This is a genomic window from Telluria sp. BA11 (genome assembly GCF_056680305.1).
Map to the genome: position 1 here is coordinate 675,111 of NZ_CM155275.1, position 18,681 is coordinate 693,791.

At 65.4% G+C, this 18,681-nt stretch carries 18 protein-coding genes and 5 tRNA genes; 7 read left to right on the forward strand and 16 right to left on the reverse strand.

Annotated elements, in window-relative coordinates; genetic code table 11:
- Nucleotides 1-122 precede the first annotated feature (122 nt).
- The 3 genes from AC1MGT_RS02825 to AC1MGT_RS02835 are packed head-to-tail and all read right to left on the reverse strand — an operon-like array spanning nt 123 to nt 2,767.
- Nucleotides 123-1,892, reverse strand: coding sequence for a PHA/PHB synthase family protein (locus AC1MGT_RS02825; RefSeq protein ID WP_499502930.1), 1,770 nt, complete (start codon nt 1,890-1,892; stop codon nt 123-125).
- 9 nt (nt 1,893-1,901) lie between these two features.
- On the reverse strand, nt 1,902-2,357 hold the full coding sequence (locus AC1MGT_RS02830) for a universal stress protein (protein ID WP_499502931.1): 456 nt from the start codon (nt 2,355-2,357) through the stop codon (nt 1,902-1,904).
- Complete coding sequence (locus AC1MGT_RS02835; RefSeq protein ID WP_499502932.1) at nt 2,354-2,767, reverse strand: Hsp20/alpha crystallin family protein; 414 nt, start codon at nt 2,765-2,767, stop codon at nt 2,354-2,356. The genes AC1MGT_RS02830 and AC1MGT_RS02835 overlap by 4 nt, the downstream gene beginning before the upstream one ends.
- Before the next feature lie 272 nt (nt 2,768-3,039).
- On the opposite strand from AC1MGT_RS02835, the gene AC1MGT_RS02840 reads away from it, so the two are divergent.
- The 7 genes from AC1MGT_RS02840 (at nt 3,040) to AC1MGT_RS02870 (ending at nt 10,841) form a co-directional block, all read left to right on the forward strand.
- A complete protein-coding gene (locus tag AC1MGT_RS02840; protein WP_499502933.1) occupies nt 3,040-3,855 on the forward strand; it encodes a universal stress protein in 816 nt (271 codons plus the stop codon).
- Complete coding sequence (locus AC1MGT_RS02845; protein WP_499502934.1) at nt 3,855-6,329, forward strand: cation-translocating P-type ATPase; 2,475 nt, start codon at nt 3,855-3,857, stop codon at nt 6,327-6,329. Before AC1MGT_RS02840 ends, AC1MGT_RS02845 begins: the two co-directional genes overlap by 1 nt.
- Before the next feature lie 161 nt (nt 6,330-6,490).
- Entirely contained in the window at nt 6,491-7,459 is a 969-nt protein-coding gene (locus AC1MGT_RS02850; RefSeq protein ID WP_499502935.1) for a diguanylate cyclase domain-containing protein, read from the forward strand.
- 53 nt (nt 7,460-7,512) lie between these two features.
- Nucleotides 7,513-8,226, forward strand: a complete 714-nt coding sequence (locus AC1MGT_RS02855; RefSeq protein ID WP_499502936.1) for a helix-turn-helix domain-containing protein — start codon at nt 7,513-7,515, stop codon at nt 8,224-8,226.
- Between the two features lie 146 nt (nt 8,227-8,372).
- On the forward strand, nt 8,373-9,428 hold the full coding sequence (locus AC1MGT_RS02860) for an NAD(P)-dependent alcohol dehydrogenase (protein ID WP_499502937.1): 1,056 nt from the start codon (nt 8,373-8,375) through the stop codon (nt 9,426-9,428).
- A gap of 62 nt (nt 9,429-9,490) precedes the next feature.
- A complete protein-coding gene (locus tag AC1MGT_RS02865) occupies nt 9,491-10,333 on the forward strand; it encodes a universal stress protein (RefSeq protein ID WP_499502938.1) in 843 nt (280 codons plus the stop codon).
- 100 nt (nt 10,334-10,433) lie between these two features.
- The gene (locus AC1MGT_RS02870; RefSeq protein WP_499502939.1) at nt 10,434-10,841 is read left to right on the forward strand and encodes a hypothetical protein; all 408 of its coding nucleotides are present in this window, start codon (nt 10,434-10,436) and stop codon (nt 10,839-10,841) included.
- Nucleotides 10,842-10,921: 80 nt separating this feature from the next.
- On the opposite strand, the gene AC1MGT_RS02875 is transcribed toward AC1MGT_RS02870, so the two are convergent.
- From AC1MGT_RS02875 to AC1MGT_RS02935, 13 genes are all read right to left on the reverse strand, one after another.
- Nucleotides 10,922-10,995, reverse strand: a tRNA-Cys gene (locus tag AC1MGT_RS02875).
- 76 nt (nt 10,996-11,071) lie between these two features.
- Nucleotides 11,072-11,147, reverse strand: a tRNA-Gly gene (locus tag AC1MGT_RS02880).
- A gap of 37 nt (nt 11,148-11,184) precedes the next feature.
- Nucleotides 11,185-11,260: transfer RNA gene (locus AC1MGT_RS02885), tRNA-Gly, on the reverse strand.
- A gap of 76 nt (nt 11,261-11,336) precedes the next feature.
- Nucleotides 11,337-11,412 (reverse strand) — tRNA-Gly (locus tag AC1MGT_RS02890).
- A gap of 67 nt (nt 11,413-11,479) precedes the next feature.
- Nucleotides 11,480-11,555: transfer RNA gene (locus AC1MGT_RS02895), tRNA-Gly, on the reverse strand.
- 87 nt (nt 11,556-11,642) lie between these two features.
- Complete coding sequence (pgsA, locus tag AC1MGT_RS02900; protein ID WP_499502940.1) at nt 11,643-12,221, reverse strand: CDP-diacylglycerol--glycerol-3-phosphate 3-phosphatidyltransferase; 579 nt, start codon at nt 12,219-12,221, stop codon at nt 11,643-11,645.
- A gap of 199 nt (nt 12,222-12,420) precedes the next feature.
- Nucleotides 12,421-14,421: an excinuclease ABC subunit UvrC gene (gene uvrC, locus AC1MGT_RS02905; RefSeq protein WP_499502941.1), complete on the reverse strand. Its 2,001-nt coding sequence runs from the start codon at nt 14,419-14,421 to the stop codon at nt 12,421-12,423.
- An 18-nt stretch (nt 14,422-14,439) separates the two neighbouring features.
- A complete protein-coding gene (gene acpS / locus AC1MGT_RS02910) occupies nt 14,440-14,847 on the reverse strand; it encodes a holo-ACP synthase (protein ID WP_499502942.1) in 408 nt (135 codons plus the stop codon).
- Nucleotides 14,844-15,626 carry a pyridoxine 5'-phosphate synthase gene (pdxJ, locus tag AC1MGT_RS02915; protein WP_499502943.1) on the reverse strand — a complete coding sequence of 261 codons (783 nt, stop codon included), beginning with the start codon at nt 15,624-15,626 and terminating at the stop codon, nt 14,844-14,846. Before pdxJ ends, acpS begins: the two co-directional genes overlap by 4 nt.
- Before the next feature lie 16 nt (nt 15,627-15,642).
- Nucleotides 15,643-16,485 (reverse strand): DNA repair protein RecO, encoded by an 843-nt coding sequence (recO, locus tag AC1MGT_RS02920; RefSeq protein WP_499502944.1) that lies wholly within the window; start codon nt 16,483-16,485, stop codon nt 15,643-15,645.
- A 24-nt stretch (nt 16,486-16,509) separates the two neighbouring features.
- Nucleotides 16,510-17,406, reverse strand: a complete 897-nt coding sequence (era, locus tag AC1MGT_RS02925) for a GTPase Era (RefSeq protein WP_332530878.1) — start codon at nt 17,404-17,406, stop codon at nt 16,510-16,512.
- Entirely contained in the window at nt 17,403-18,194 is a 792-nt protein-coding gene (gene rnc / locus AC1MGT_RS02930) for a ribonuclease III (RefSeq protein WP_499502945.1), read from the reverse strand. Before rnc ends, era begins: the two co-directional genes overlap by 4 nt.
- Nucleotides 18,195-18,289: 95 nt before the next feature.
- Nucleotides 18,290-18,676 (reverse strand): DUF4845 domain-containing protein, encoded by a 387-nt coding sequence (locus AC1MGT_RS02935; protein WP_343025521.1) that lies wholly within the window; start codon nt 18,674-18,676, stop codon nt 18,290-18,292.
- Nucleotides 18,677-18,681 lie beyond the last annotated feature (5 nt).

The window sequence follows — 18,681 nt, forward strand, 5'->3', positions numbered from 1 at the left end:
TGGACGCCAGGATAGGTACCGGGCGCAAGATCCAGTGTGGAGAGAACGATGACGACTTTGAATGATGCACGTCAAATACTGCCGTCACCGTGCCCCATCGAGGGGAGGCGCCGGCTGCGCGTTTATCGCACCAGCACGTAACTGCCCGGTGCAGCGTCGAACACCGTGTCCGGTCCGGCAGGATCGGCCGGCGCAACAGGACTAGAGGCGATCTGCACGGTGGCATGGCTGCACAACCAGTGTTCCCAGGCTGGCCACCATGAGCCGGATTGCTGCGGCGCCGCGGCGCACCAGGCGTCGGGATCGAGATAGCGGCCATCGCGGGCGCGCGTGGCGATCTGGTAACCGTGCCCGCCGCTTGCCAGCGGCGGGTTGACGACGCCGGCATTGTGCCCGCCGCCCGTCAGGCAGAACGTGAGTTCAGCGTCGGCCAGCAAGTGCAGCTTGTAGACCGACAGCCAGGGCGCGACCGTGTCGCGCCGGGTGCCAAGCACGAACATGGGCAAGTGCAGATCGGACAGCGCGACCGGCCTGTCGCCGACGCGGTAGCGACCCTGCGCCAGATCGTTGTCGAGATACAGGCTGCGCAGGTATTCGCTTTGCTGGCGATACGGCATCCGGGTGGCATCGGCATTCCAGGCCGCCAGGTCGCTGGTGACGCGCCGGCCCTTCCCCATCAGGTAATTCTGCACCATGCGCGACCAGACCATGTCCTTCGAATTGAGCAGCGCAAACGCGCCTTCCATCTGCGTGCCATCGAGATAGCCTTTGCCGGCCATGACGTTGTCGAGGAAGTTCAGCTGGCTTTCGTCGATGAACAGGCCCAGTTCGCCCGGCTCGGTGAAGTCGACCTGCGCCGCCAGCAGCGTCAGGCTGGCCAGGCGCTCGTCGCCGTCGCGCGCCATCGCAGCTGCGGCAATCGCCAGCAGCGTGCCGCCCAGGCAGTAGCCAAGCGCCTGGATGGCGTACCCGGGGCGCCGCGCAGCGACCTGGTCGATGGCCGCCATCACGCCCAGGTTCAGATAATCGTCCATCCCCAGATCGCGATCGGCCGCGTCCGGATTTTTCCAGGAAATCATGAAGACGGTGTGGCCCTGGCCGACCAGGTAGCGCACCAGGGAATTGGCCGGAGACAGGTCGAGAATGTAGTATTTCATGATCCATGGCGGCACCATCAGGACCGGCTCGGCGCACACGGTGGCGGTCGCCGGCTCATACTGGATCAGCTCGATAAGGCGGTTGCGGTACACCACCTTGCCCGGTGTCAGGGCCACGCCCCGGCCGGGCTCGAACCCCGTTGGCGCCGTCGTAGCAGCACCGCTCGCATCCTCGATCGCATTATGCCAACCCATGACCAGATTCATGCCGCCGGAACGCCAGGTTTCCCTGAGCACGACTGGATTCGTCAGCAGGAAATTGGATGGCGAAAACATGTCCAGCGCCTGGCGCACGGCAAAGGTCCACACCTGCTCGTGATGCCGCGTCACCCCGGGTACGCCGGTGGTGGCGTTGTACCACCACTGCTGCTCGAACAGGAACGCCTGGTGGATCAGGTTGAACGGCCACGCCTGCCATTCGGGCGCGGCGAAGCGGCGGTCTTGCGGCAGCGGGGCGATGCAGGGCGCACTGTTCTGGCCGGCACTTGCTGCGGCGCCTGCCGCCAGGCGCAGCAGCTTGCGCTGCGCCTTGATCACCAGTTCAAGCTGCTTGTCAGGAGAGCCGGCCAGATGCACCAGCCAGTCCGTGGCGGACGCCGCCAGCGAGGCCGGGGACAGGCCCTGTGTCCACCAGGCGAGCTGGGCGTACAGTGCGCGGTCGAGTTCGCGCACCGGCGTGTCGCCAGGGGCCGCGGCCCCGGTCGCAGGCTGGGATGGCAGATCCGAAATGCGCATACCCCCCTCTCAGCGAAACAGTAGAACAGGCAGATGCGCGTGCTCGATCACCCGCGCCGTCTGGCTTGCCAGAATGTGCTCGCTGGCGCCGTGGCGGCCATGCGAGCTCATGCAGATGAGGTCAGCGTGATGGTCGAGCGCGGCGCGCACGATTTCACGCCACGGTTCGGCGCCGGTCAAGACCTGGCACTCGCACGGCACGCCCAGCGTGCGCGCCGTCTCGGCCACGTTCTGCAAGATGCGGCCGGCGTGGATGCGGCCGGCGCCAGAATCATCGGCGTCCGTCACGACATGCACGGCGACCACAGCCGCACCAGTGCCGGCGGCATACGCCAGGCAGGTGCGCGCCAGGGGCGTCATCGACAATGAGCCATCGACCGGCAACAGGATGCGCCGGAACATGGGCTGGTGTTCAGGCGCCGCATGCGCAGGCAAGGTCGGCACGTGCAGGGCGTCCGGGGTCACGCGATCGCCAGCGGCGTGCCGCTGCCGCCCGCTTTCTTGGGCAGTTCCAGCTGCAGGACACCATCCTTGAATTCGGCCCGGGCCGCAGCATCATCGACCGCTTGCGGCAGTGTGAAGCTGCGGTAGAACTGGCCCCAGGCACGTTCGGCGCAGATGGTGGTGGCGCCTTCGTGCGTGTTCTGCGATGACGTGTCGGCACTGATCGACACCTGATTGCCGTCGATATTGACCTTGATGTCTTCCTTCTTGACCCCCGGCAGGTCGGCCTTGACGCGGTAGCCGTCGCCATTTTCGGTGACGTCGATGCGCATGCGCGGCGCCAGGTCGGCAAAGAAGTCATCGAAGGTGCGGAACGGATCGGCACGCAGCATGCGTGCGACGGGATCGAAACGGGTCATGGAATGGGACATGGTCATTCTCCGGAAGATGGTCTCTGCGCCTGCCGTCAATGGATCGTCGGGCATCGAATTGATCCTAGTCGTGCTGGCGCAAACACCGATATGACATGCATCAAAAATCGCGGCGACGCGAAGCCTGGCAGACGCCCTTCGCCGTGTCTCGCCCTGTAAGTTTGATGCAGGTCAAATTCGGTGAAACCGGTTGCACCAAGCGCAAACGTCGCGCTGGACTGACCGCCACGACGCGCCGTACGCTGGCTGTCACGGCCATCCGGAGGTGCATCATGTGTTACAAGACCATCGTCGTTCACGTCGACCATTCCCTGCATGCCGAGGCGCGCATACGGTACGCAGCGCAACTGGCCGCGCGCTGCGGCGCGCACCTCGTCGGCAGCGCATTTTCCGGCATCTCGCGCTATGCCGAGGCCGGCAGTACCATGCTGCTGACCCAGCAGCACGAACGCCGGGGCGACCACGACACCGCACTGGCACGCTTCGACGCCATCGCCGCTGCCGCGGGCGTGGCCAGTCATGAGCGGCGCTATGCCGACGACGACCCGGCCGGCGGACTGGCGCTGCAAGGCCGTTACGCCGACCTCGTCGTCGTCAGCCAGACCGACCTCGACGATCCGGCGGCAGCCCACCTGGCCGGCCCAGTGCCGGCGCAGGTGGTCCAGGGCAGCGCGCGCCCGGTGCTGGTGCTTCCCCATGTACGCCAGCACGAGACGATCGGCGGACGCATCATGCTGGCATGGGACGGCAGCCTGCAGGCAACGCGCGCCGTCGCCGGCGCCATGCCGCTGCTGCGCGATGCCGGCCTGGTAGCGATCGTCCTGTTCCAGCCGTTCGAGGCGACCGGCCGCGAGCCGGGCACCGATCTCGCGCTGTATCTGGCACGCCAGGGCGTGCGCTGCGAGGTGCACGTCGAACCGTCGCCAATCGACGACGGCGCCGCCTTGCTGGCCTGCACGGATTGCCTGGATGCCGACCTGATCGTGATGGGCGCCTACGGCCGGCCGCGCCTGCGCGAGCTGGTGCTGGGCGGCGTCACGGAAACGCTCCTGGACCGCATGACGGTGCCGGTGCTGATGGCGCACTGATGGCCGCCGACCCGACGGCCGATGGCTTGAGCGCCGCCGAGGCCGCGCACCGCATCGCCACGGACGGGCCGAACACGCTGGCCGAGACCGAGCGCCGCACCTGGCGCCGCATCCTCGCCGACAGCGCCCGCGAGCCGATGTTCCTGCTGCTCGTGGGCGCGGCCCTGCTGTACCTGGCGCTGGGTCAGCTCGACGAAGGGCTGCTGCTGTGCCTGATGGTCGCCGTCAGCCTTGGCCTGGGCCTGTACCAGGAAGGCAAGACCGAGCGCGCACTGGCCGCACTGCGCGACCTGGCCAGTCCGCGCGCGCACGTCCTGCGCGACGGCTGCTGGCACGTGATCGACAGCGCCGGGATCGTGGCCGGGGATCTCGTCGCCGTCCACGAAGGCGACCGTGTGCCGGCCGATGCTCACGTGCTCAGCAGCACCGGACTGCAGGCCGACGAATCGCTGCTGACGGGCGAATCGATGCCGGTCGATAAGGACGCGACGGCCATGCTGTTTGCCGGGTCCCTGGTGCTGCAGGGCCACGCGATCGCCCGCGTGGCCGCTACCGGCGGGCGCAGCCAGCTGGGCCGGATTGCCGCGTCACTGCAGTCGCTGCGGCCCGCGCCCTCCCCGCTGCAGCGCCAGAGCGCTGCGCTGGCGCGTGCCTTTGCCGTGCTGGGCATGGCGTTCAGCGTCGTCCTGGTGCTGGTCTATGGCCTCATGCGCGGTGACTGGCTGCAGGCCGTACTGGCCGGCATCGCGCTGGCCATGTCGATGCTGCCCGAAGAACTCGCGATCGTGATGACCGTGTTCCCCGCGATTGGCGCCTGGCGCCTGTCGCGGCAGCAGGTGTTGGTGCGGCGCCTGCCGGCAATTGAAACGCTGGGCGCCATCTCAGTCCTGTGCGTCGACAAGACCGGCACGCTGACGGCCAACCGGATGGACGTCGTGGCGCTGTACGCGCACGGTGCGCGCCATCCGGTGATGGACGAACCCCTGCCGGCCGCGCTGGCGCCGCTGCTTGAAACAGCCGTGCTGGCAAGCACTGCGACGGGCCCCGACCCGATCGACCGGGCCGTCCAGCGACTCGGCGCGGCGAACCTGCCGCCGGCGCAGCGCCATCCGGACTGGTCGCTGGTGCACGAATACGGTGTGAGCGCGCAGCAACGGGCACTGGTGCAGGTGTGGCAGCGGCCCGATGGCGTCCTGATCGCTGCGGCCAAGGGCGCGCCGGAAACCGTGCTGGGGTGGTGCAATCCAGATGCCGATACCGGGGCCAGCGCCGGGCTGCTGGCTGCGGCGTCGTCCATGGCGCAGGACGGCCTGCGCATGCTGGCGGTGGCGCAGGCCACGCTGCCCGGCGCCAGCTGGCCCGCCCGCCCTGCCGATATCCCGTTCGTGCCAACTGGCCTGCTGGCCCTGGCCGACCCGCTGCGGCCCGAGATCCCTGCCTGCGTTGCCCGCTGCGCCGGGGCCGGCATCCGGGTGGTGATGATCACGGGTGACCATCCGGACACGGCGCGCGCCATCGCGCGGCAGGCTGGGCTGGCCGACACGCCGGTCCTCACCGGCGCCGCGCTCGATGCGCTGGACGATGCCGCGCTGGATGCGCGCATCGGTGCACTCAGTATTTGCGCGCGCATTGCCCCGACGCAGAAACTGCGCCTGGTCCAGGCATTCGCACGGGGTGGCGCCACGGTTGGCATGACGGGGGACGGCGTCAATGACGCACCGGCACTCAAGGCCGCCCACGTGGGCATTGCCATGGGCGGGCGCGGTACCGACGTGGCGCGCGAGGCAGCGGCGCTGGTGCTGCTGGACGACCGCTTCGCGTCGATCGTCGATGCCATCGGCGCCGGCCGCCGGATCCACGACAACCTGCGCAAGTCGATCCGCTACGTCATTTCGATGCACGCACCGATCGCCGGCATGGCCATCCTGCCGATCCTCGCCGGCTGGCCGCCGTTGCTGTTTCCAATGCACATCGTGTTCATGGAATTGATCATCGATCCCGCCTGCACGCTGGTGTTCGAAAACGAGCCGGCGGCGCCCGGTGCGATGCTGCGCCCGCCCCGCGATGCGCAGGCACCGCTGTTTTCGCCGAGCGCCCTGGCCCGCACGCTGGCCATGGGCCTCGGTCCGCTGCTGGGGGTGGCCCTGGCGTATGGCTGGGCACTGGGCGCACTGGCGCCGGCGCAGGCACGCGCCTTCGGCTTTACCACGCTGGTTTTTGCCAACCTGTCGCTGATCCTGGTCAACCGCGCAGCTGGCGCGAGCCTGTTCGGTTCACTGCGCCAGCCCAACCGGATCCTCTGGCTGGTCGTGGCGGCAGCCCTGGGCCTGCTGGCCCTGGCGCTGTACGTGCCGTGGCTGGCGGCGGTATTCCAGTTTGCGGCGCTGGCGCCAGCACTGGTCGCTGGCGCGGGCGTCATTGGTTTGGCAGGCGCGCTGCTGCCGGCGCTGCTCATGCGGCGACATAAACACTGATCAGCTCGCTGCACGTGCAGATTTACATCAATAACCAATCAGTTTCTTTTTGATGCAAATCAAAACTCAAGAAAATATATGGCCTCTCTAGCAACTTAATCTCGACGCGGTGCGCTGATTGGCCTATTGTAAATACATTCAGCACACCAAGCCGGAATGTCATGACATCCACGCCAGCCATGCAACCAGCCTGTGCCAGCTCTGCCGGGGAACTGGCGGCGTCCGTGTTCCATCACAGCCGCGACGCCATCATGATCACGGCCCTGGATGGCACGATCCTCGCCGTCAACCGCGCATTTTGCACCATCACCGGGTACACCGAAGATGACGTGTGCGACAAGAATCCGCGCATCCTCAAGTCGGGCGTGCAAGACCAGGCATTCTATGCCCGCATGTGGCAAGCGATCACCAGCCAGGGCTACTGGCAGGGCGAAGCCTGGAACCGGCACAAGGATGGCACCCTGTTTGCCGAGCGCCTGACGATCGTCGCAGTCCCGGGCGCTGACGGCAAGCCGCACCACTACATCGCCATGTTCGCCGATGTCACCAGCGCCAGCATGCAGCGCCGCCGTCTCGAAGAACGCGCCAACTACGACGCCTTGACCGGCCTGCCCAACCGCGTCCTGCTCGGCGAGCGGCTCGAGCAGCTGCTGGCATGTGCACGTGAAGCCTCGTCCAGCGTGGCGCTCGCTTTTATCGACCTCGACGGTTTCAAACAGGTCAATGACAGCATGGGCCATCCGGCCGGCGACCGCCTGCTGGCCAGCATCGGCCAGAACCTGCGCGCTGCACTGCGCGGGTCCGACACACTGGCGCGCTTTGGCGGCGACGAGTTCGTCGCCGCACTGCCCGGCATGCACGACGACGCGCTGCTGGCCGCCTTGCTCGCCCGCGTGGCCGTTGCCGCGCGCGCGCCGATCGTCATCGATGGCAGGGCAATCTGCCTGTCAGCCAGTATCGGCGTCGCCGTGTTTCCACGCGATGGCACCACGCCGGCGCAACTGATTGCCCATGCCGACGCCGCGATGTATGCCGCCAAGCGTGCACGCAGTGACGCGAGCCCTATCCATGTTTCCGCCGCCAGCCTGGCAGGCGGAAAGCGTCATCACCATGAGGTACTACCACCATGAATGCACCGTTACGCGTATCCCCCGGCCCGGCCCCACCCGGTTTACCAACAGTCATGAAGGGCCAGTGCGGCGACTGCAACACCGGTGGCCTGTGTCTGTCCACCGGTCTGGACTCGGGCAGCAAGATGCGCTTCGACCGCCTGGTTGGCCAGCATCGCCGGGTCGCGGCCGGTGACACGCTATACCGCACCGGCCAGCCACTGCGCAGCCTGTACGCGCTGCGCTGCGGTTTCTTCAAGACCCGCCGGCCCGGTCCTGCGGGGGACCAGATCACCGGCTTCCCGATGGCCGGCGAACTGATGGGGCTGGAAGCCGTGGGTACGGGCATCCACCAGTCCGACGCCATCGCGCTCGAGGACAGCATCGTGTGCGAACTGCCGTTCGCGGGGCTCGAACGCCTGTTCGAGGACATTCCCGGCCTGCATCGTCGTTTTTACCGCTTGATGAGCTGCGAAATCAACCGCGAACAGCATCTGATGCTGTTGCTTGGCCATATGCGGGCGGAGCAGCGGATGGCGACATTCCTGGCCGACATGGGAGCGGCCTACGCGGCGCGCGGCTATTCTCCCGCGCAATTTCAGCTGCGCATGTCGCGTGAAGACATCGGCAGCTATCTTGGCCTGACCATCGAAAGCATCAGCCGCCTGCTGGGCCGCTTTACCAAGCTGGGGCTGATCACGGTCGACAAGCGCGCCGTCGTGCTGACCGATCCGCAACGGATCGCCGCGATGGCAAACGGTTTCTCGCCCTGCAGTCCGATGGTGTGACTGGCCGCAGCGCCAGGGCACGCTGGCGGTTTTGATGCACGTCATGGAATTTGCGGCCCCTCCCCGTCATCCTTGTGAACGACACGACAGATCGGCACGTCGTTGCCGGCAGCGCGACAGCAAGCACGAAGACACCGGAGGTTTTCATGAGCATGATGAACGCAGCAGTCTTCACCGGCCCCGGCCGCATCATCCTGGACCGCAAGCCCGTTCCGGTCGCCGGGCCCGGCGAAGCCGTCATCAAGATCACGCTGACGACGATCTGCGGCACCGACGTCCATATCCTGAAGGGCGAGTATCCCGTCAAGCCGGGCCTGACAATCGGGCACGAGCCGATTGGCACGATCCACGAACTGGGCCCCGGCGTGACCGGGTACCAGATTGGCCAGCGCGTGGTCGTGGGCGCCATCACGCCGTGTGGCCAGTGCCATACCTGTCTGGACGGACGCCATTCGCAGTGCGGCGGCCACGCCATCGGCGGCTGGCGCTTCGGTAACACGATCGACGGCTGCCAGGCCGAGTACCTGAAGGTGCCGTTTGCGATGGCCAATCTCGCGCCGATTCCCGACGGCCTGACCGATGAGCAGGTACTGATGTGCCCCGACATCATGAGCACCGGGTTTGGTGGCGCCGAACACGGCGGCATCCGGCTGGGCGATACGGTCGCCATTTTTGCGCAGGGCCCCATCGGCCTGTGCGCCACCGCCGGTGCACGGCTGCGCGGCGCCAGTTGCATCATCGCTGTCGACGCCGTCCCGGAGCGCCTGAAGATGGCCCGGCAACTGGGGGCCGATCACACCATCGATTACCGCGAAACTGACCCGGTCGGCGAAATCATGCGGCTGACCGGTGGCCAGGGCGTCGATGTTGCGATTGAAGCGCTCGGCACTCAGCAGACGTTCGAGAACTGCCTGCGCGCCCTCAAACCGGGCGGCACCTTGTCGAGCCTGGGCGTGTACTCCGGCAAGCTGTCGCTGCCGATCGACGCCTTTGCGGCCGGGCTGGCCGACCAGTCGCTGGTCACCACGCTGTGCCCCGGCGGCAAGGAGCGCATGCGCCGTCTGATGGCCATCGTCGCCTCCGGCCGCCTCGACCTGCAACCGATGATCACGCACCGCTTCCGGCTCGAGCAGATCGAAGAAGCGTACGACCTGTTTGCCAACCAGCGCGACGGCGTGCTGAAGGTAGCGATCACGCCCTGACAAGCAGGCGTTGTTCGGCCCGCCCGACCATGTTCGCCACGTCACCAACCCAGGGGAAATCCATGTCCTACCAATCGATTCTCGTCCACGCCTGCCAGCCGGAACTGGCGCAAGCACGCTACCGGCTGGCAGCGGCGATTGCGCTGGCCGAAGGAACGCGCCTGACCGGCATCGCCCTCTCGGGCGCGATCGAATTCATCGTCCGCTGCAGCGCCGCCGCTGGCGTCGCGCCCATCGGACCGGACGACTACAATTTCCTGACCGACAACGCGAAACGCACGTTGACGGACTTCGAGCACGCGGTACGCGCCGCAGGCGTCGTGCCGCTGGAAAGCAAGCTCAGCGATGAATCAGCCATCCGCGCCTTGCCGCTGGAGGCGCGTTATTGCGATCTGCTGCTGATCGGCCAGGTCACCCACCCCGATGCGATCCTGGCCGACGATTACTCACTGGCGCGCACTATCCTCATCCATGCGCCGTGCCCGGTGATGGTGGTGCCCTCCACGACCACTGTCACCAGGGTACCCGTCCGGCCCCTGATCGCCTGGGATGGCAGCATGGAGGCAAGCCGGGCCGTGCGCGCCGCCCTGCCCCTGCTGCGCCGTGCGGCCAGCGTGACAGCGGCATGCTTTCACCCACAGAAATACAGTGGCACGCAAGTCCAGGCGGGCACCCAGCTTGCCACCTACCTGGCCAGTCACGGCATCGACGTCGACATACTGACGCCAGCGCCAGCACCGACTGGCAACGTCGGCGAGGCGCTGCTCGGACTGGCCGCCACGGGGGCGCACGACCTGATCGTCATGGGCAACTTCGGCCATTCGCGCTTCCGCGAACTGGTGCTGGGCGGCGTCACCGAAACCGTGCTGGCCGGTACGGTCGTGCCGGTACTGACGAGCCACTAGGCGCATGGGGTATGCAGCGGCAGCAATGGCGCCGCGCTGGTTGCTGGCGACTGTTCGCACCCACAGAAATTCTTCATTCCCACCCGGCCAAGGAGCCATCATGCACAGCCTCACTGCCGACGAAGCGGCGAACGCCCTCGGCACTGCCCTTCGGCACACCCACACGCAATTGTGCCGCCAGATCGACGCGCTGGCAGCGCAGCCGGAAGCTTCCTTCGCAGCCGGCTGGACCGACCTGGTGGCAGGGACCGAAACGGCCTTCCGGGATGAAGAGCGCGTAATGGAGCAGGTCCGGTATGCCGGACTGGCGGAGCACCGGGCCGAGAATGCCTGCATTCTCAGCGCGTTGCATCACGTGTCGCCGCGCGTCGATGACGGTGACCACGGCATCGGACGTGAGGTCTTGTCGGCACTGGCGGCCATCATCTCGTCGCACCGGTGCGGCGTCAGGATCCGGCCGCTGGCCGCTGTGCAGTTGCGTGGGTATCAGCCGCCGCTCTATGGCTAAAGTGCTGGGTCGCGGCGATATCGACAGTATCGTCTGCGCAAACGCAAAACGGGCCCTGAAAGGGCCCGTGCGATACGTTCTGGAGGCGAGGATCGGAGTCGAACCGACCTAGACGGCTTTGCAGGCCGCTGCATAACCGCTTTGCTACCTCGCCAGAGGATTTGATGCGCTCGTGATGCGGGCGGTTATGCACCGCATCAACAAGGGAAGAATGGATCTTCCTGGAATTCTGGAGCGGGAGAAGAGGCTCGAACTCTCGACCTCAACCTTGGCAAGGTTGCGCTCTACCAACTGAGCTACTCCCGCTGGGGAGTACTACGTTACTACGCCATTTGCAGGACACTGGAGCGGGAGAAGAGGCTCGAACTCTCGACCTCAACCTTGGCAAGGTTGCGCTCTACCAACTGAGCTACTCCCGCTTAGAGCCATGCAATTACTGATTACATCTACTGCTTTACTACGCCAATGCTACGTTCTGCAACAACCAGCCGAAACTGGAGCGGGAGAAGAGGCTCGAACTCTCGACCTCAACCTTGGCAAGGTTGCGCTCTACCAACTGAGCTACTCCCGCGTACAGAACAACGATTATGACAGGTTTCAGACGTTTTTCCAAGATCGCGTGCCAACTTTGCAATCTTTGGAGCGGGAGAAGAGGCTCGAACTCTCGACCTCAACCTTGGCAAGGTTGCGCTCTACCAACTGAGCTACTCCCGCTTCGTCTTTCAATCTGTCGCGTTGTTGTCGCAACAGGCAGGCATTATAGAGATTCTATTCCGTACGTCAAGGATGCTCGGAAACTAATTAAATCGGGCCCGCTTTTTCCTTGATCAGGGGCCAGGCGCGGCGCAGATAGTAGAACATCGACCACACCGTCAGCACGCCCGCGATCCACAGCAGGTACTCGCCCCAGAAGTGGATATCGATGCCGAACAGGCGGTCGTGGAACAGCAGCATCGGGATCGCCGTCATCTGGGCCGCCGTCTTGATCTTGCCGATCGAGCTGACCGCGACCGAGCGCGTCGCGCCGATCTGCGCCATCCATTCGCGCAGCGCCGAGATCGTGATTTCGCGCCCGATGATGATGCCGGCGATGATGGCGTCGACGCGGTCGAGCTGGACCAGCACGAGCAGCGCAACGGCCACCATCAGCTTGTCGGCGACCGGGTCGAGGAAGGCGCCGAAGGCCGAGGTTTCGTTCCAGCGGCGGGCCAGGAAGCCGTCGAACCAGTCGGTGATGGCGGCCACGATGAAGACAGACGTGGCAGCCAGGTTACGGTCCTGCATGCTCATCCAGTCGGAGGGAAGATAGAACAATCCGACCACCAGTGGAATCAGGGCGACACGTAACCAGGTCAGGAGAATCGGGATATTTAAAGGCATGGGGGAGCTGATTACCGTGGAAAATGCTTGGCCGTAAGTCTACATGGCTAAGGGGGTTTGGGCCAGTTGACTCGTCGGTAATGTCGACGAACAGCGGACGCTGCAGTGCGTGCAAGCTCAACGGCTGTGGCGCGATGCCGGTTGACACCGGCTGCAGAGATTGGCGGCGCCGTGGGACGCCGCGGGTCTCTGCCACCCTTCAGTGCAATTGCCGGTAAATCTCTTCAGCCAGCGCGCTGGAAATGCCCTCGACCGTCATCAGGTCTTCGACACTGGCGTCGATGACCCCGCGCAGGCCACCAAAGCGCGCCAGAAGGCGCTGGCGGCGTTTGGCGCCAATACCCTCGATCTCTTCCAGGCGCGACGCCTGGCGCGTCTTGGCGCGCTTGGCGCGCATGCCGGTGATGGCGAAGCGGTGCGCCTCGTCGCGGATCAGGGCCACCAGCATCAGCGCCGCCGATTCCTTGCCCAGTTCCTGCGCCGGACGGCCATCGGCGAAGATCAGGGTCTCCAGGCCAACGCGGCGCCCTTCCCCCTTGGCCACGCCGACGATCATCGACAGGTCCAGCCCCAGCTCGGTAAACACCTGGCGCGCCATCTCGACCTGGCCCTTGCCGCCGTCGACCAGCACGATGTCGGGCATCACGCCGGCGCCGGCCAGCACCTCGGCCGCTACTTTCTCGTAGCGGCGCATCAGCACTTGCCGCATCGCTGCGTAATCGTCGCCCGGCGTAATGCCGTTGATGTTGAAGCGGCGATATTCGCCATTCTGCATTGCGTGATGGTGGAACACGACGCACGACGCCTGCGTCGCCTCGCCCGCCGTGTGGCTGATGTCGAAGCATTCGATCCTTAATGAATCAAGATCTTCTGCCTCCAGCCCCAGCGTGTCAGCCAGCGCGCGCGTGCGCAATTGCTGCGAGCCCTGCTCGGACAGCAGGCGCGCCAGCGCGATCTCGCCGCCCTTCTGCGCCATCTCGAGCCACTGGCGGCGTTGCCCGCCCGGCTGCAGCACGAGGTTGATGCGGTGGCCACATTGCTCGCTGAGCGCCAGGATCAGCTCGGGCTGGTCGAACTCCACGTTCAGGATCAGCGTGCCCGGGATGAACTGCCCCGCATAGTGCTGCGCCAGGAACGCGCACAGCACCTCGACGTCGAGCGGGCATTCGCCCAGCGACTCGCCGACATGGCTCGGGAAGTAGGCCCGGTCGCCCAGGTGCCGTCCACCGCGCACCATCGCCAGGTTGACGCAGGCGCGCCCGCCCTGCAGCACGACGGCAATGACGTCGACATCGGCGTCGCCCACGGTTTCCATGCTTTGCGCGTGCAGCACTTTTGACAGCGCCTGGATCTGGTTGCGTACACCGGCCGCCTGCTCGAACTTCAGGTCCATCGCGTAGGTCTGCATCTTGTTCTGCAGGTCGGCCATGACTTCGCTCTGGCGCCCGCGCAGGAAGCGCGCGGCGTTCTCGACGTCGAGCTTGTACTGCTCCGGCTCGATCAGCTTGACGCACGGCGCGCTGCAGCGGCCGATCTGGTGCAGCAGACACGGCCGCGTGCGGTTGGCGTACACGCTGTCTTCGCAGGTACGCAGCATGAAGACGCGCTGCAACAGCTGGATCGATTCCTTGGCCGCCCACGCGCTCGGAAACGGGCCGAAGTACTGGTTGCGCTTGTCGAGCGCGCCGCGGTAGTACGCCATGCGCGGCGCTTCGCCGCCCGTGATCTTGATGTACGGGTACGATTTATCGTCACGAAACAGGATGTTGTAGCGCGGCTTGAGCGACTTGATCAGGTTGTTTTCGAGGATCAGCGCTTCGGCTTCGCTGCTGACGATCGTCGTTTCCAGGCGCGCGATCTGCGACACCATCATCGCGATGCGTGGGCTCGACAGATTCTTCTGGAAATAGCTCGAGACCCGGTTCTTCAGGTTGCGCGCCTTGCCCACGTACAGCACATTCTCGGCCGCATCGAAGTAGCGGTAGACGCCAGGCAGTCCCGGCAGGCGATTGACCGTCGCGAGCACCTGCGCGCGCACGTCGGGTTCGACCTTCGGGCTCAGTTCGCGGTTGGCCTCGGCGCGCGACTGATCACGCGCCTCCGCCAGGCGTTCGCGCCCCAGGCGCGCCGTCAGTTCGGGCGTGAGTTCGACACCGCTGTCGGTGGGCGTGGTGGGTACGACAGGCTTTGCTTCGGACATGAATCTCTTGAAAAGGGGTCAGGCTGCCGGCGCGGGGGCCTGGGTGACGATGACGAACGCGACGCCGTAATCGGCTTCGTCGCTGATCGACACCTGGGCGCTGAGCCGGTTCTGTTGCATGAATTCTTCGAGCGCGCCACTGCAGACGATGATCGGCTTGCCGCTCGGGGCATTGAGCATCTGCATCGAGCGCCAGGTCATCGGCATGCGGATCCCGGTACCGATGGCTTTCGAGAACGCTTCCTTGGCTGAAAAACGGGTGGCCAAAAAGCGCAGCCCGCGCACCACGTTCTTGGCGCTGCGGGCGTGGTACTTGGCCAGCTCTTGCGGGCCGAGGACTTTTTCGGCAAAGCGCGGGCCGCTGCGCGCCAGCGCTGCCTCGACGCGCGAAATCTGGACGATATCGGTGCCGATGCCGTAGATCATGCCGACTCGGTCCCGCCCGTATAGGCCGTGCCCAGGCGCGCCGCGACCATGATCGCCTTCATCTCGCGCACGGCGTTTTCAAAGCCCACAAACAAGGCGTGGCCGACGATGGCGTGGCCGATGTTCAGCTCATGCAGGTCCTTGATGGCCGCGATCGGCTGGACGTTGGTGTAGTGCAGGCCATGGCCGGCATTCACGCGCAGGCCGCGCTGGACGCCTTCGCGCGCGCCGGAGCGGATGCGTTCAAGCTCGTGCGCCACTTCGTCCGGCGTCGCCTCGGCATAGCGGCCCGTGTGGAGTTCGATGACGGTGGCGCCGACGGCGGCAGCAGCTTCGATCTGGCGCGCATCGGCGTCGATGAACAGCGAGACGCGGATGCCCTCGTCCTTCAGCTGCTTCACGGCCGCCTCGACCTCGTTGTAGTAACGCACGACATCGAGGCCGCCTTCGGTCGTGACTTCTTCACGCCGCTCGGGCACCAGGCACACGTCCTGCGGCTTGACGCGGCAGGCGAAATCGATCATCTCGCGCGTGACGGCCGCTTCCAGGTTCATGCGGGTGGCCAGCAGCGGACGCAGCGCAATCACGTCGGCGTCGCGGATGTGGCGACGGTCTTCACGCAGGTGCAGCGTGATCAGGTCAGCGCCGGCTTGCTCGGCCAGCAGCGCGCCGCGCAGCGGGTCGGGATAAGTCGTGCCGCGCGCATTGCGCACGGTGGCGATGTGGTCGATGTTCACGCCCAGGTCGATCACCTGGCCAACGGGTTGCAGGAAGCTCATGGTGTTTGCTCTTGTTTTACAGTTGCATCAAGTCGATCAGGATCTGGCGCGTGTTGAGCGGCTGGCCGCCCAGGTGGTGCGCCAGCAGGAAGCGCATCAATTGCTTGCTCTGCGCCTGCGTGGCCGGGTCAGTATAGTCTTCCCGCTCCATGTCCAGCAGTGTCTTGCCCAGCACCACGGGCCAGACTTCGCCCGCACCGGCTTCACGGGCGCCGCGTTCGGGGTCCACCACATAGTCACCGCCCGCCTCCACCCGGCTGCGCGTGGTGGTACAGCGGCTCAGGTCGGCAGCGACCCCTGTCTCCTTAAGTAAGGCCCGTTCGAATTTTCGCAAGACAATTTGCGCAGGTTCGCCGTGCGCCAACTGGTTCAAGGTCGAGACATAGTGGTCGAACAGGGCCGGATGGCGGTCGTCGCGCGCCAGCAGCTTGACGAGGAGTTCGTTGAGGTAGAAGCCGCACAGCAGCGCCGTGCGCTCCAGCGGGAGCATGCCGCCGACCCATTCGGCGTCGATCAGCGTGCGCAGCTCGGACTTGCCGCTCCACGATACGGACAGTGGCTGGAAGGTTTGCAGCACGCCACGCAGCTTGGAGAACGGGCGTTTGGCACCCTTGGCCACGACACCCACGCGACCATGGTCGCGCGTGAACATGTCGATGATCAGGCTGGTTTCTTTGTAGGGATAGCTGTGCAGCACGAAGCCGGGCTGGCCGATGACACGGCCGTCACGCGCCGAGGTCCTGGAAGATGCGTTGGTAGGTGCGCTGGCCGATGTGCTGGCCGACGCGCGGGTCCGCTTGACGGGCGGGGGCGCCGCCTGCTCGGGCGCGTCGTCGATCAGGTCATCGTGGCTCGGCATGCTGTGTGGGCGCGCTCCGGGAACTTACTCGTAACCGTAGGCGCGCAGGCCCATTTCATTGTCAGCCCAGCCCGATTTCACCTTGACCCAGATTTCCAGGTACACGGGGCCACCGAACAGCTTTTCCATATCCAGACGCGATTGCGTCGAGATTTCTTTCAGGCGCGCACCCTTGTTACCGATGATCATCGATTTATGGGTGTCGCGCTCGACCAGGATGGCAGCGAACACGCGGCGCAGATTGCCCTCTTGCAGGAACTGCTCGATCAGCACGGTGCTGGTGTACGGCAATTCGTCACCCGACAGGCGGAACACTTTTTCGCGGACGATCTCGGCCGCGAGGAACTTTTCGCTGCGGTCAGTGATGTCGTCCGGACCAAACACGGGCGCATTCTGCGGCAGGTGGTTCTTGATCTCGTTTTCCAGCGCATCGATCTGGAAGCGCAGCTTGGCCGACACCGGTACGACGGCGGCAAATTCACGCATCGCGGCGATCTTTTGCGCGAACGGCATCAACACGGCCTTGTCCTTGACGTGGTCGGACTTGTTCAGCACCAGGATCACCGGCACGTTCTTTGGCAACAGTTCCAGCACTTGCTGGTCGGCCGGGCCAAAGGTGCCGGCTTCGAGCAGGTACAGCACGACGTCGGCCGAGATCAGCGTGTTCGAGACGGTCTTGTTGAGCGTCTTGTTCAGCGCATTGGCGTGCCGGGTCTGGAAGCCCGGCGTGTCGACGTAGATGAACTGGGCGTCGTCGCGGGTCTGGATGCCGGTGATGCGGTGGCGGGTGGTCTGCGCCTTGCGCGACGTGATCGACACCTTGGCGCCGATCAGGACGTTCATCAGCGTCGACTTGCCGACGTTCGGACGGCCAACGATAGCGATATAGCCGCAGCGGAAATTGTCGGGGATGGCGTTCATGCTTTTTTGCTTCCTGGTTGTTCTGGCTTTGCCGCAGCCGGCGCCAAGGATTGGTCTGGGGCGCCGCCCTGATTGGTGGCGATGCCGGCCAGCTTGAGCTGGGCCGTGCGCGGCTTGGCCTTGCGGCTCATGGGCGACTTGGCCAGCGCCTTCTGGGCGGCGCCCAGGGCCAGGCTGGCCGCTGCCTGCTCGGCAGCGCGGCGGCTGCCACCGCGCCCGAACACTTGCACACTCAATTTGGGCACCAGGCATTCGACTTCGAATTCCTGGCTGTGTGCGGCGCCGTGCGTGGCCACCACATTATACGTCGGGAGCGCGATCCTCTTGGCCTGCAGGAATTCCTGCAGCAGCGTCTTGGCGTCCTTGCCCAGCGTGCCCGGGTCGACCGTATCGAGCAGCGGGATGTAAAAGGCGCGGATGACGTCGCGCGCACTGTCGAATCCGGCATCGAGGAAGATCGCGCCCAGCAGGGCTTCGAGCGTGTCGGCGAGGATCGATGGGCGCCGGAAGCCGCCCGATTTCAGTTCACCCTCACCCAGGCGCAGGAACTGCGACAGGTCGAGCTTCTGAGCGATCTCGAACAGCGCCTGCTGCTTGACGAGATTGGCGCGCAGGCGCGACAGGTCGCCCTCATCCAGGCCGCGATAGCGTTCGTACAGAATCGAGGCGACGACGCAGTTCAGGATCGAGTCGCCCAGAAATTCGAGGCGCTCGTTATGCAGCGCGCTATGGCTACGGTGGGTCAGGGCTTGCTGAAGCAGCCCGGCATCCCGGAATGTGTAGCCCAAGCGCGTCTGCAATAACTGATGATTCATTGTCGGTGTCGTGTGCGTGGCCGGCGCCAGGCGCCCTGCCACGAAGTCCATATGGCGTGAAAGTACGGTTACGGTGCGGCGGTGCTGGCCTCGGCGACGATGCCGCTCGGGTCCGTGGTGCCGGAAAAATCGATGAGGATGCTGACGTTGCCGGCCAGGGGCAGGCGTTTTTCGTAGGCGAAGCTGATCTCGAGGTCGCCATCGTCGCGCGTGAAAACCAGATCGGCGCCGCGGATCGCTTCGACGTCGTTGATGCTGGTATTGCGATCGAACGCTGCCTGCATCGCCCGCACGGTGCCGCCTTCGGCCTTGGTCTTGACGATCGCGGTCTTGATCGCGTTGTATTCGATATAGGCCGGAATCATGCGCATCGCAAAGACCAGCACGAGGCCGATCACGGCAAGGGCCACGATCAGGCCGGTCAAGGTGACGCCCTGCTGCTTGCTCCGGACCATATGCA